Origin of the sequence: Desulforhabdus sp. TSK, from assembly GCF_022836495.1 — a bacterium.
Taxonomy (GTDB): domain Bacteria; phylum Desulfobacterota; class Syntrophobacteria; order Syntrophobacterales; family Syntrophobacteraceae; genus Desulforhabdus.
In genome coordinates this window covers 1-11,468 of the sequence record NZ_BQXM01000016.1, presented here as the reverse complement: position 1 = coordinate 11,468, position 11,468 = coordinate 1, and the positions used below count along the sequence as shown (strand labels likewise).

15 protein-coding genes and 2 pseudogenes are annotated in these 11,468 nt (G+C 55.0%); 1 reads left to right on the top strand and 16 read right to left on the bottom strand.

Going from position 1 to position 11,468, the window contains the following annotated elements:
- Positions 1-101: 101 nt before the first annotated feature.
- The gene (locus MWC30_RS11000) at positions 102-500 is read left to right on the top strand and encodes a PilZ domain-containing protein (protein WP_244084226.1); all 399 of its coding nucleotides are present in this window, start codon (positions 102-104) and stop codon (positions 498-500) included.
- Here the strand turns inward: MWC30_RS11000 and MWC30_RS10995 are convergent.
- The 16 genes and pseudogenes from MWC30_RS10995 to MWC30_RS10930 form a co-directional block, all read right to left on the bottom strand.
- Positions 475-1,947: an O-antigen ligase gene (locus MWC30_RS10995; RefSeq protein WP_244084225.1), complete on the bottom strand. Its 1,473-nt coding sequence runs from the start codon at positions 1,945-1,947 to the stop codon at positions 475-477. The two genes, MWC30_RS11000 and MWC30_RS10995, sit on opposite strands and share 26 nt — an antisense overlap.
- Before the next feature lie 61 nt (positions 1,948-2,008).
- Positions 2,009-3,598, bottom strand: coding sequence for an MraY family glycosyltransferase (locus MWC30_RS10990; protein ID WP_244084224.1), 1,590 nt, complete (start codon positions 3,596-3,598; stop codon positions 2,009-2,011).
- A 455-nt stretch (positions 3,599-4,053) separates the two neighbouring features.
- Positions 4,054-5,196, bottom strand: coding sequence for a non-hydrolyzing UDP-N-acetylglucosamine 2-epimerase (gene wecB / locus MWC30_RS10985; RefSeq protein WP_244084223.1), 1,143 nt, complete (start codon positions 5,194-5,196; stop codon positions 4,054-4,056).
- Positions 5,197-5,430: 234 nt separating this feature from the next.
- Entirely contained in the window at positions 5,431-5,778 is a 348-nt protein-coding gene (locus MWC30_RS10980; RefSeq protein ID WP_244084222.1) for a helix-turn-helix domain-containing protein, read from the bottom strand.
- Positions 5,762-6,016 carry a type II toxin-antitoxin system RelE/ParE family toxin gene (locus tag MWC30_RS10975; RefSeq protein ID WP_244084221.1) on the bottom strand — a complete coding sequence of 85 codons (255 nt, stop codon included), beginning with the start codon at positions 6,014-6,016 and terminating at the stop codon, positions 5,762-5,764. The genes MWC30_RS10980 and MWC30_RS10975 overlap by 17 nt, the downstream gene beginning before the upstream one ends.
- Positions 6,017-6,315: 299 nt before the next feature.
- Positions 6,316-6,402: a hypothetical protein gene (locus MWC30_RS22970; protein WP_368860840.1), complete on the bottom strand. Its 87-nt coding sequence runs from the start codon at positions 6,400-6,402 to the stop codon at positions 6,316-6,318.
- A gap of 40 nt (positions 6,403-6,442) precedes the next feature.
- Positions 6,443-6,823 (bottom strand): annotated as a pseudogene (locus MWC30_RS10970) (dehydrogenase); the annotation flags it as partial.
- A gap of 175 nt (positions 6,824-6,998) precedes the next feature.
- Positions 6,999-7,196, bottom strand: coding sequence for a type II toxin-antitoxin system HicA family toxin (locus MWC30_RS22965; protein ID WP_368860839.1), 198 nt, complete (start codon positions 7,194-7,196; stop codon positions 6,999-7,001).
- Positions 7,193-7,432, bottom strand: coding sequence for a DUF1902 domain-containing protein (locus MWC30_RS10965; protein WP_244084219.1), 240 nt, complete (start codon positions 7,430-7,432; stop codon positions 7,193-7,195). The genes MWC30_RS22965 and MWC30_RS10965 overlap by 4 nt, the downstream gene beginning before the upstream one ends.
- A gap of 228 nt (positions 7,433-7,660) precedes the next feature.
- Positions 7,661-7,825: a hypothetical protein gene (locus MWC30_RS10960; RefSeq protein WP_244084218.1), complete on the bottom strand. Its 165-nt coding sequence runs from the start codon at positions 7,823-7,825 to the stop codon at positions 7,661-7,663.
- Positions 7,825-8,058, bottom strand: a complete 234-nt coding sequence (locus MWC30_RS10955; RefSeq protein ID WP_244084217.1) for an antitoxin — start codon at positions 8,056-8,058, stop codon at positions 7,825-7,827. The genes MWC30_RS10960 and MWC30_RS10955 overlap by 1 nt, the downstream gene beginning before the upstream one ends.
- Before the next feature lie 189 nt (positions 8,059-8,247).
- A complete protein-coding gene (locus tag MWC30_RS10950) occupies positions 8,248-8,640 on the bottom strand; it encodes a type II toxin-antitoxin system VapC family toxin (protein ID WP_244084216.1) in 393 nt (130 codons plus the stop codon).
- Positions 8,637-8,855 carry a hypothetical protein gene (locus MWC30_RS10945; protein WP_244084215.1) on the bottom strand — a complete coding sequence of 73 codons (219 nt, stop codon included), beginning with the start codon at positions 8,853-8,855 and terminating at the stop codon, positions 8,637-8,639. Before MWC30_RS10945 ends, MWC30_RS10950 begins: the two co-directional genes overlap by 4 nt.
- A gap of 474 nt (positions 8,856-9,329) precedes the next feature.
- Complete coding sequence (locus MWC30_RS10940) at positions 9,330-10,142, bottom strand: glycosyltransferase family 4 protein (RefSeq protein WP_244084214.1); 813 nt, start codon at positions 10,140-10,142, stop codon at positions 9,330-9,332.
- Between the two features lie 183 nt (positions 10,143-10,325).
- Complete coding sequence (locus MWC30_RS10935; RefSeq protein WP_244084213.1) at positions 10,326-10,985, bottom strand: heparinase II/III-family protein; 660 nt, start codon at positions 10,983-10,985, stop codon at positions 10,326-10,328.
- Between the two features lie 217 nt (positions 10,986-11,202).
- A pseudogene (locus MWC30_RS10930) lies at positions 11,203-11,468 on the bottom strand (heparinase); the annotation flags it as partial.

Here is an 11,468-nt window from a genome sequence, read left to right as displayed (position 1 = left end):
GAAAATAAAGACTTTATGGACCCCGGTTTTTACGGGGGTGACGTCAAGTCAACAGCGTGGGAATTTGAACCCAAGTGCAGCGAAAATACGGAGAGGTAGGAATGCGATGGCTTTTCAAATACTTGAATCTGTTTTCCCAAAGGAAGCAAAAAAGATTCTGGGGAGATGAAAAAGCTCTTGTTTCTTTTATTTCACCGGACCTGCCGGCTGTCACGCACCTGGGGCAGGTCATTGACATCAACGAGCGAGGGATTTCCTTCCGTTACATCGCCCAGGATGTCCGGACGCAGGGAGTGAAGGAACTGCAGCTTTTCGGATATCGTGATGATGAGCTGAGACTGGACAACGTGCCTTGCCGCATCATCTACGACATCGAGGTGGAGAAAAAAATCCTCCTGTCCGTTCCGGACATGCGACGCTGCGGTGTCCAATTTCTGGAGCTTTCTCAGCACCAGCGGTCTCTCCTGGCAAAATTCATAGCCAAGTACGCCCTGCGGTGAGCTCCTGCTTCTCCTTCATTACTACCAATAACATGATGAAAATCATTTGATTGGCCGGCATTTGCCAGTTGAACTCTACCCAGCTGTGGCAGAGGAAGGCCGCGCTCCCTGCCAGTGCCCCCACCCGCAGCAGACGATCTTCGTCGAACAGACCTGTAGAGACTCGACGGCGCCCTGTTGAATCTTCATGAGGAGTGGCGGCTTTCGAGCCGAACGAGCCCCAACCCTTCTGTTGTCTCATCAGGTTGTAAGCGGTTTTCCACCAGTAGGCCCACACCAGGAGAATGATGCCCCAGGCTGCCGGTATTCCCAGCTCAGCCGCGAGCTCCAGGTAATCGTTATGGGCATGGCCGATCTGGAATTGATCCGTAAGGTGCGACTGGTAGAGGCGAATCACCGTTTCGTAGGTCCCGAGTCCCGTTCCCGTCCACAGGTGGTCGCCGATCAACCGCCGGGTGTCTTCCCAGATTTTGAAGCGTCCCGGGGCGGATTTTTCCATGATGTCAAAACGCGCCAGGATTTCGTCAAAACCGATGATGCTGCCGTAGGCCAGCATCACCAGCCAGCAGGCTGCCAGAAAAAAGGTGGTGCTGCCCCTGTTCCTGCCTGAAAAGGTGATGAAGACGGTGAGGGCCACGAGGGAGCTGATGATTCCTCCGCGAGAAGCCGAAAAGAAGAGGGCGAGGAGGACCAGTCCGATGAGAATTGCAAGGAATGCTTGCTGCTGCGTCGTTTGATTGCTGCGTTCCTTCTCCTGGTAGGACCTGTTCCGGTGCTGGATGCTCGCTGGCTTCAGGGCCAAGAGGTGGGCCAGGAGAAGAGGCCAGATCATTCCCAGGAAATTGGCGTAATGGTTCCGGTTGACGAAGGTCCCCCGTGCGTGCCCCGTGCCGGCGGCTTCCCAGAGTACACCCAGGGTGGGAATGAGGACCTGGAGCAGCCCGTAGAACGCTTCGAAGGCTGCGACGCCATAGAGGATGTGAAACAGCCATTCAAGGCGGTCTTGCGCCTGTATTACTCTGCGGAGGAGTAGAGCGTAAACTGCCAGGAAGATCCACCAGAACCATGAAACGAGCGTGGTGAGGGGCATGTAGGTGATGGAAGCCGTTCCACTTGCCGTCCGAGCCACGATGCGGGAGCGCTGCAGCCACTCCGCGCGTTCGGGATTGAGCCAGTCTACCCAGTGAATCGGCAGAGGCACCCATTGCAGGAAGGGATAGAGAAAAAGGAGGGCGAGGACGAGGCTCCACCTGTTTTCAAAGACACGGGAAAGACTGAACGAGTGATCCTTCCAGGTTGGCACGAGGCATCCCAGGAGGAAGAGAGCAACCACTGGGCTCCAGATCCAGGGGCGTGCTCCTCCCAGGAGAAGCGGCAGCAAGACCATGGGCATTCCCAGAAGCCAGTGATTCCAACGAAGGGAAACCCCCACACCTGATTCTGTCATGAAAGGGACTCCGGATCTAAACCGCCCGCGGCATAAAGCGTTTCCCGAGGCGCATGGGACGTCAGGGGACCTTGGGGCCCATGGCGGGAGGAATGAATGAGTTCATGCCGACGGGTTTTGTACTGAGGTTTTGTAATACTTTTTGACTGCGCTGAGTCACCTCTTTGACGCTTATCTCGTCTTCCAGGGCGATCAGTTTACTGACAACACTGCGTCGAAGGTGCTCGATCCGTCGCAGGGTGTAATGGCTGATGGGGTCCGCGATGAGGTCCTTTTTCAGAGAGAGGGTGCCGAAGGATTTGGACTGGTCCACCAGGGGCAATTCCATGGCCATGAGGCTGTGCCCGCAGGTGCTTCGATCCGAAGGGAGCTCCACCGGACTCCAGAAGTAGTCTTTTTTCAAGGGGGAAGTCCCGAAGCACTGGTCGTTGAAATGCAGTTCGGCCCGATCGATGCGGAGGGGGATCAGCGCGTCCACGATACGATCCCAGAGCTCCTGCGGATCATGCGCTTCACCGATGGCAATTTGAAGGCTCAGGAAGGTCCTGCGGTCCCGGTTCAGACCCATTTCGTCCGTAACATCCTGAAAGTAACCGATCATCTTGTCCACGGCCAGATATTCAAGGTAGCCGAGCTTGCGGATGCCGAAGATGAGGCAGACGGCAAGAGTCACGAGGATCAGGCCCGCCCGCTCATCTCGCATGTTGACCACCAGGAGCGCAGTCAGTCCGAAGAAAATTGTGGCGGAATACATCACCAGCACGGCTTTGCGGTGGGAAAAGCCCATCTGCAGGAGCCTGTGATGGATGTGGCTCCGGTCAGGCTGGAACAGGGGCTGCCCGAGAAAGAATCTGCGGATGGGAGCCAACAGGGTGTCCATGAGGGGAAGGCCGAGAGCGATGAAGGGAATCAGGATGGCCACGGTGGCCTGGCTTTTCATGGAGCCCAGGAGGCTCAGGGACGCCAGCATATAGCCCAGAAAATAGCTGCCTCCATCCCCCATGAAAATAGAAGCCGGGTTGAAATTATAACGGAGGAAGCCCAGGCAGGCTCCGGCAAGACCTGCGAATCCGACGGCCATCAGGGTGTTTTGACCCAGGAGGCTCAAGGCCATGAGGGTCATGGAAGCAAACAGGGTCACTCCGGCGGCCAGGCCGTCCAATCCATCGATGAGATTGATGGCGTTGACCACCAGGAGAAACCAGAAAATGGAAAAGGGGAGGGAAAGGGCTCCCAGAGATACGATGGAGTCCCAGGGCAGGGCGATGACGGAAAAACGCACCCCGGCGAGGTATGCCATGAAGGCTGCCACCCCCTGTAGAGCGAATTTGACCCGGGGAGGCAGACCACGGACATCGTCTACGACCCCCATGAGAAAAACCAGCACAGATCCCCCCAGGAGCCACAGGAGGGAGGGTTTTAGAACAATCTGCGGCACGAGCTCCGTTCGAAGTGGAAGAAGGACCGACAAGGGGATGTAAAACGCCAGGAAAATGGCGACACCTCCCACGCGGGGGATCGGTTTTTTGTGCACTTTACGGCCTGACGGTTTGTCCACCAACCCCAGACGTGTCCCCCATCGTGCCGCCAGCGGCGTCAACAGGAGGGCAGTCAGCAGGCTCAATAGAAAAATCGTCAAAAGAATTGTCATGATCTTGACTCGATTTCAATGAAGGGTTCCAGGCCACAGCATCCCGCACCTCTCTGGAGGGGGCGATGCAACACTGAATCTCCCGTGCTATCAAGCAAATGTAATGCCAGTGGGTGGGGATGTTTTCCGTTCGTCGCAAAGGCAGAAAGTCAGGCAGGGATTGCATGGGGAGGATCCGCAGATTTCGCAGATCAAGGAACTCTTCGGAGGGAAGTATACTCCAAACGGGTGGGATCTTGACTTACGGGTGGGATCTTGACTTACGGGTGGGATCTTGACTTATTGATGATTCTGTAGGAGCGGCTTCCAGCCGCGACAGAAATAACGGGCTCCCCATAGAATCCCGGCTGGAAGCCGCGCTCCTGCGAAAGTCAAGAATTGAACCGTTCGCAGTACAGCAGACGATCCGGGCAATCTGCGGGAGGGAAGGTTTTTTCAGGCTGTCCTCAGGGGCCTCACTTTTGGGACAAGAGGATTTTCACGATCCTCTCGGCCGCTTGACCGTCCCACTTCTCCGGGACTCTTCCCCGGGCGATGTCCCCCTGGAGCACCTTTCGGGCTGCCGCCAGGATGTTCTCTTTCCGATTGCCCACGATGACATTGGTGCCTTCTTCGCAGGTGATGGGCCTTTCGGTGTTTTCCCTCAGGGTGATGCAGGGCACGCCCAACACCGTCGTCTCTTCCTGCAGCCCACCGCTGTCGGTGAGCACCATCCGGGCGTTCATGTTCAAATGGAGGAATTCGAGATAGCCCAGGGGCTCCGTCGTCCAGATGCCCTGGACACGGTTTCCATTGTTGAGATAGGAGGAGAGACCGAACTGCTCCACCATCTTGCGCGTCCGCGGATGGATGGGGAAAACAATGGGCAGGCCATGGGCAATCTCCGTGAGCGCTTCCAATATCCCCTCGAGAGTCTCCCGCTCATCGACGTTGGAGGGGCGGTGCAGGGTCAAGGTCGCGTATTTACAGGGCTCCAGCCCCCAGCGATCCATGAGGTCGAGGCGACCCGCCATTTCCTTGTGCTTGAGCAGCGTGTCGATCATGACGTTGCCCACGAAGAAGATCTTGTCCTCCGGAACCCCTTCCCGGCGCAGGTTTTCGTTGGCGAAGCGGTCCGTGGTGAAGAGGTAATCACAAAGCACGTCCGTGCAGAGGCGGTTGATCTCTTCGGGCATGGCCATGTCTCGGCTCCTGAGCCCCGCCTCCACGTGGGCCACCCGGATCCCGAGCTTTTTGGCCGTGATGGTGCAGGCCATGGTCGAATTGACATCTCCCACCACGATCACCAGGTCCGGCTTTTCCCTGAGGCAGACCTTCTCGAATTCCACCATGATCCGGGCGGTCTGTTCGGCATGCGATCCCGACCCCACTTCCAGGTCGATGTCGGGCTTCGGCATTCCCAGGTCATTGAAGAAGGCCTGGCTCATCTTTTCGTCGTAGTGCTGGCCTGTGTGAACGAGGAGGTGCTGGATACGTTCGGGGTGGCGGTTCATGGCTTCGATGATGGGCGCCATTTTCATGAAGTTGGGGCGGGCGCCGACAACATTGATGATCCGCAGAGGACGCAGATTTTCACAGATTGAGGAAGAATTTTTCATAAGTTGTAAACCAGCCTCTTGTATTCCAGGGAGGGAGAACCGAAATGGATGAGCAGTCCGACCTTTTGATACTGTCCCAATAACCCAAGGATCTTAATCTTCGAAAATCTGCGTAATCTGCAGATGGAAAGGATCATGAAATAATGCCGCGACGAATTTATACAATTGCCAGTTCCTGTCACGACCGGAAGCGGTTCCTGCAAAGAAATGGTCGCGCATTTACAATTTTCAATACTAAGCTTGCAGCTGTTCTGTGTTGAGTCCCAGAGCCGAGGCAATTTTTTTGAGAGTAGAGGTACGGAGCCGGACCTCGGGGCGCTCGAACTTGACGACAGCTGCCTGAGATACTCCCATACGGGTTGCCAGCTCTTTCTGAGTGATACCGAGGTGTTCCCGCCAAGCCTTAACAAGTGGCTCATTCCGCAGGACATGTGCCTCGACGACTTCCTGGGGTATGCCGCAGGCGCGAGCCTTTTCGGCTTCCAGGAGGGGCTTGATGCGACGCCATTCTTCCCAGGGTACCAGGACAAAGGCGGGTTCTCCGTCGTGTTTGATCATTTGGTAGTCAGTAGGTGTGCTCATTGCGTTTTTTTACCTCCTCAATGCTGACAATGCTGATTTCCGCGAAAGCATTGAACAGTATACGCCAGTTGCCGACCCGCAGCCGATAGCCATAGTCGTGGTTTACGAGCGGTTTGACGTTGGAGCAGGCAGGAAAGGTCGACAGTTCCCGTGTGGCTGTAAGGATACGTTCCTGGATTGCGCGGTCACAGACCTTCTTGAGCTGCTTAAGCGCCTTGGGCTGCCAGATGACTTTCATTGTGGAGGTAATATAGCTCAATATAACTTTTAATCAATAGTAAAAGTTATGTTAGTCCTTGAAAGATCTCTATCCTGTCTCACAAATTGAGGCGAAATCGGTCATGAGTTGCCATAAGTCCTGTCCACGAATTGACGATGTGCCTGTTACCGGGCACAATCAAACACAAAACTCCAGCCCCGAGAGGACATAGGTTCAATCTGCGGCAATCTGCGCCATCTGCGGATGGATGAGGATCATGGAATATTCTTTTGTTCACTCAATCCCCAGGCACTACGCGGCATACGGCCGGAGCTCCTTTATTCTACCCACACATCCTGAAGTGACTTCGCTTCGAGCACCCGTTCGGCCCACTGGTCCAACTGTTCCGACGACGCAGATGCCAGGCGATGTTTCGCCCAGTCCGGCAGTGGACCAAAACGACGGGTCAGTATGGGCCCCGTTGCTGACGACCCTCACGCCAGGTTCGAACTGCCCCCCTGGATTTTCCATTCCCGACTCCACAACTTCACCCACATTGCAATATCCCAGGGCAATGGGTTGATCCAGCTTGCTGCGCACAGCTTCGAGTGTCGGGGCGAGCCCATCGGTCCGGATCTTTTGCAGGACCTGTTTGACCTTGTCCGGCTGCTGACGTGCCTTGTCGATCCATCCGGCCTTTCCGAACTCCAGGAGCATATGCTCAGTGCCCGCCGACACCAGGGATGCATGGGTTCTAATGAGCAAATGCCCCGCCCTGGGTCCAGGGCAGGGCACTTCGGCCAGCTCGGTTTTTCCGTCTTTGAGATTCTGAAGGACCTGTTTCATGGGGTTGGAATAACCTTCGTTCTTTCTTAAAGGGGATCGGATGAGGGATGTTTTTGATGGTGCACGTAAGGGATGGGAAGCTGCATCCAGCGGTAGGCAAACCCTTTGCTTCACGAGCAGGTCTACTTACCCATGACGTCCATGCCTTTCAGGGGATTTTTCAGACAGCTTCTCATTAGAAGTGTTTGGGTATTCCAGCTTGTTTGAGCACTGCATTGGCCGTATGTCTCGACTTGATGTGCGCATCCACTACAAACCTGAGCGCAGTGATGGGACTAAACCAAATCTCGTGGTCGCCTTTGCCCTGTCGTTCATAATAGCATCCAGCTTTCAGGAGAACTTTCTTGAGATGCGGGGTATAATCGGATATCAGCAAGCCGAACGATAGACCTTCTCGAAGCGGCGGGTCAGCAGTTCGAAGGGAACTTCATTCTCGCCTGGTGTCTCATTGGCGTCGAGAAGCTCTGGAATCAAGGTCTTAAGTTTTTCGACCAGGTCCTCCAGGGTGGGCGCTTCCGTGGCAAGCCCCGGCACATCGTCACTCGTGGCTACCCACACTACGGCCTCTTCATCCCACTCTGCCCGAACAAAAAGCGGCTTTGACTGCATCGTATTTTCCTTCAACATCCAGGTCAATGTTCTTCGCTGAAGTTTCCCTCGCAAATGCTTGCGGAAAATCGGTTCAAACGAATGATAGCCTGATCGGAACTTGCTGACCAAGCAAACCTATATTCTGAGTTTCCATAGGTTTCGCAGTCTGTGGGTGGAAATGATGTTGCCATATTGTTCTGCCCACCCAATCCGCAAGGCACTACGCGGCATACGGGCGGACCTGCTCTATTCTACCCACACATCCTGAAGTGACTTCGCTTCGAGCACCCGCTCGGCCCACTGGTCCAACTGTTCCGAGGACGCAGATGCCAGGCGATGTTTCGCCCAGTCCGGAGGCTTGTTTCGGATGATATAGGAACATATATCTGTATCCAGCATATAGAGGGACATTAGAAAAAGTCCCTTTCTTGAAGAGGCGGTTCGTCTCGCTCCAGCATAAAATCGCTCGTCGCCTTCAGAGGACTGTCAAAAAAATCATCCCACGATGACGGCTTGGGGCATAAAATGACTTTATCACCTTCTTTATAAATCAGCACCTCGTTTCCCTTGAATTGAAAACCTTGAGGCAAACGAACCACTTGGCCATCACGACTCTTGAAGAGCTTCGCAACCTGTTGGCGCATCACTTGCCCCCTTTCTACTTTTCGATAACCATAACGCAAAGGCGCAAAATCGCCAATTTCTTATATTCCAAGTTACCATAAGACCATGTCCACGAACTGACGATGAGCCTGTTACCAGGCACAATCGATCATAAAACTCCAGTCCCGAGAGGGCATAGATTCAATCTGCGGATGGAATTTTTTTGCCTGTCAGCCTATTGCTTTGACGTAGGGATAATTTAGAATCTTGCTGTCGGAAGTTACGAGCCGGCAATCGTATATTCTTGCTGTCGCCACGATGATTTGATCTGCAGGATCGCGATGGAATTCGCCTGGGAGTCGAGTGGATTCGATGGCGATTTCCGGCGAGAGCTCCACCAGGTGGACACCGGGATAGCTCAAAGCCTCGTCGAACCAGTCGCACAATGGGCAAGGAAGCTTTAACCGATTGTATTCGACGAGCTTGGCGACTTCCCAAACCGAGATGGCGTTCACACCGATCAGGTCCGCTTCTGCGGCATGGATTGCCTCGACCTGCTGACGAGTGAGCTGGGGATCCCCATGCACCCACCAAACCCAGATATGGGTGTCGAGGACAATCATTTCAAAACTTCCCAGTCTTCTTCCGCAACACTGCCGAATGGATCTATATATTGAATCGGCTTTCCAAGCAGCGGGCGGCCCATATTCCTTGGTTCTCTGTGTTTGTGCCTGCGAACGATGACCTCTACTTTATCCCCAGCCTGAAAGGGGAGTCCCTTGACCGTGAGAGTGCCATCCTTTGCGACTTCTGCTTCTGTTCTATAGGCTTGTTGCATTTTTGCCTCGCTTCTTCCTGCTCACCATTATCTCATTGATAAAACAATGAGATACACGGAGGAAACAACAAGTGGGCGCTTGGTCATGGGCCTCGACGATCTTTTCGTGGACTGCGGAGGGCATGCGGTCAGATATTCTTGCCCGCTAATCCGATCTGTGCCGTCGTCTACTTCTTTTCTTTAAACAGGTAGCATCTGGGCGTCATTTTGACAATATCCGAATATCCCAGGCTTTTTAATCTGCGCCAAGCTGCGTAATTTGCGGATGGATGAGGATCATGGAATATTCTTTTGCCCACCCAATCCCCAAGGCACTACGCGGCATACGGCCGGAGCTCCTTTATTCTGCCCACATATCCTGAAGTGACTTCGCGTCGAGCACCCGCTCGGCCCACTTGTCCAACTGTTCGGACGACGCAGACGCCAGGCGATGTTTCGCCCAGTCCGGCAAAGGATAGCATCCCTGATATCATTTTAACAATATTCCAATACCCCAAGGTTCTTAATCTGCGTCATCTGCGGATGAACAAGGGCGAGCATCTTCCGCGCCAGCTCTCCACGATCATAGCTCTTCGCCGCGATGAGGCACCTCTCTCTCAGCCCGTCGTACAACTGCCCGTCCTCCTTGAGCCTCACCAGCTTCTGACACAGTTCCACGTCATTTTCCGGTTCGAAAACCAGGCCCACCCCTTCCCGCTCCACAATATAGGCGGATTCTCCCGCCACCCCGTGAAGCACCGGGATTCCCATCCCCATGCATTCGAACAGCTTGGATGGAATGACCGTGGTGAACAGCTCCGTTTTCCTCAAGTGAATGATGGAAGCATCCAGGAGAGACCAGTACCTGGGCACCTGCTCTTTCGGCACCGAGTCGATAAAAATGACATTCTCAAGACCCATCTCCCGGGCCGTTTCCTTGAGAGCCCCTTTCCTCGCGCCGTCTCCCAGGAGAATGAACCGGAAGCGGTCGCCGCCGCTTGTCGCTCCCAGCCTCTTCGCCGCTCTGAGGAGAGTTTCCAGCCCGTGTGCCATCCCGTGGGTCCCCACGTAGCCGGCAACGAACTTGCCTTCCAACCCATACCGTGCCATCAACTCGGGGTCTTTGATCATGGGATGGAAGCGGGAAATGTCCACGCCATTGGTGACGACTGAAATCTTCCGAGCGTCGATCCCTCTTTTCACCAGGATTTTCTTGAAGGATTCCGTCACGGAGACGATCCGGGAAGCCCTGTGGTAGAGAAACATCTCAAGCCGCTCCAGCAGTTGGACGATCCTGGAATCCTCCATGGCCCCCACGGCCTTGATGGATTCGGGCCAGATGTCCCTCAGTTCGAAAACAATGTGCGGCTGGCTGGAGCGTTGACTTCAGGAGGGAAATTATCAGAGAGAAAAAGTATATGCATCTCAATCACCTATCCGATCCGCAGATTACGCGGATTTTCGCGGATTCTAAAAAGGCCCTCTTCAGTTCTAATCTGAGCTAATCCGCGTAATCTGAGGATGATTGTTTTGAAAACGAATCTCCAGGCACTGGCTAGGAACGCTGACCCCAAAATGCGGGTGATAGCTCGAGGGCACAACGGCAGCCGTTCCACCCTGTACACGCCACCGAAGCGCTTCCGCCTCGGTGAGCCACAGCCTCCCTTCGGCGGAATCCGTGAATTCCACACGAACATCCGGATGGAAATGAAACCTGGAGACCGCCTCGGAAAAGCGCCCCTCCACACAATCCGTGATCACGAGCTCTTCCCCTTGAAAGCGCCACTCCCGCCGGTGCATCGGCTTTCCCGGTAACCTCCGGTATCCGTCATGGCTGCAGGCGACCACGATCTCGCCATCCTCTTCCCGCATCTCCAAATCTCGCGGGTAAGCCCGGCGCGCCACCCGAAACCCGCTCCACACCTCCGACGAGCTTTCTCCATCGATCTCCACGGTATTGTGAGCTGCCGTAGAACGTTGCCTCTGCCTTTCGGCTCCCGTGCCGTAACAGGAGGTGCCCGAGTCGACGATGACTCGCTGTCCCCTTACCGACAGCTCAAACGTCAGGGTATCCGCATGGGCATGCCCAGGCAGGTAGTTGGGCCCGACGGGGGCCACGTCGAGGAAGGCCGTGAAAGGGCTTCGCTCCACGCGGATATACCCCGTTTCGCCGAAATGAAGGAGGGGGAGGGCAGGGGAGGAATCCGTCCGGATGCCCAGCTTCGCCGCATACTCCGAAAGCTCCGCCGTTGTGGCTGCGATACCGAAGGCGGCATCATTGAAGAGGACGATCCCGCCGGCGGAGCCATCGCGCCTGGAGTCCCAGGCTTTGGAGCATCCCGGGCACAGGATCGTTGCCTTTAAGAATTCACTTGATCCAGTTCACGATGCGAAGCGACGTCGGGTATGGCTCCCAGCCGTTTCCCTCAGCCGGCGGGTTTTCTTCGATCCAACGGCGAATATAGTCTTCGTGCCACCCTTTGCGCTCCCCCGTGTCCCGACCGTTGAGATCGTCGAAGTAATGGAGGTTATAGAGCCAGAGCCTGTCCCATCCGGGGTGATTCCAATCCGTGGACGCCCTGAGGGTCTTTTCTTCGTTCAAAAAACAAAAACGCCAAGGCCCCGTCATGGGTC

What these genes read in the sequence shown, in the direction of transcription:
- MWC30_RS10950 (WP_244084216.1), bottom strand. Translation starts at nt 8,640, where the DNA reads ATGATTGTCCTCGACACCCATATCTGGGTTTGGTGGGTGCATGGGGAT.
- MWC30_RS11000 (WP_244084226.1), top strand. Translation starts at nt 102, where the DNA reads ATGCGATGGCTTTTCAAATACTTGAATCTGTTTTCCCAAAGGAAGCAA.
- MWC30_RS10940 (WP_244084214.1), bottom strand. Translation starts at nt 10,142, where the DNA reads ATGGAGGATTCCAGGATCGTCCAACTGCTGGAGCGGCTTGAGATGTTT.
- MWC30_RS10975 (WP_244084221.1), bottom strand. Translation starts at nt 6,016, where the DNA reads ATGAAAGTCATCTGGCAGCCCAAGGCGCTTAAGCAGCTCAAGAAGGTC.
- MWC30_RS10960 (WP_244084218.1), bottom strand. Translation starts at nt 7,825, where the DNA reads ATGTCCCTCTATATGCTGGATACAGATATATGTTCCTATATCATCCGA.
- MWC30_RS10945 (WP_244084215.1), bottom strand. Translation starts at nt 8,855, where the DNA reads ATGCAACAAGCCTATAGAACAGAAGCAGAAGTCGCAAAGGATGGCACT.
- MWC30_RS10995 (WP_244084225.1), bottom strand. Translation starts at nt 1,947, where the DNA reads ATGACAGAATCAGGTGTGGGGGTTTCCCTTCGTTGGAATCACTGGCTT.
- MWC30_RS10980 (WP_244084222.1), bottom strand. Translation starts at nt 5,778, where the DNA reads ATGAGCACACCTACTGACTACCAAATGATCAAACACGACGGAGAACCC.
- MWC30_RS10965 (WP_244084219.1), bottom strand. Translation starts at nt 7,432, where the DNA reads ATGCAGTCAAAGCCGCTTTTTGTTCGGGCAGAGTGGGATGAAGAGGCC.
- MWC30_RS10955 (WP_244084217.1), bottom strand. Translation starts at nt 8,058, where the DNA reads ATGCGCCAACAGGTTGCGAAGCTCTTCAAGAGTCGTGATGGCCAAGTG.
- MWC30_RS10990 (WP_244084224.1), bottom strand. Translation starts at nt 3,598, where the DNA reads ATGACAATTCTTTTGACGATTTTTCTATTGAGCCTGCTGACTGCCCTC.
- wecB (WP_244084223.1), bottom strand. Translation starts at nt 5,196, where the DNA reads ATGAAAAATTCTTCCTCAATCTGTGAAAATCTGCGTCCTCTGCGGATC.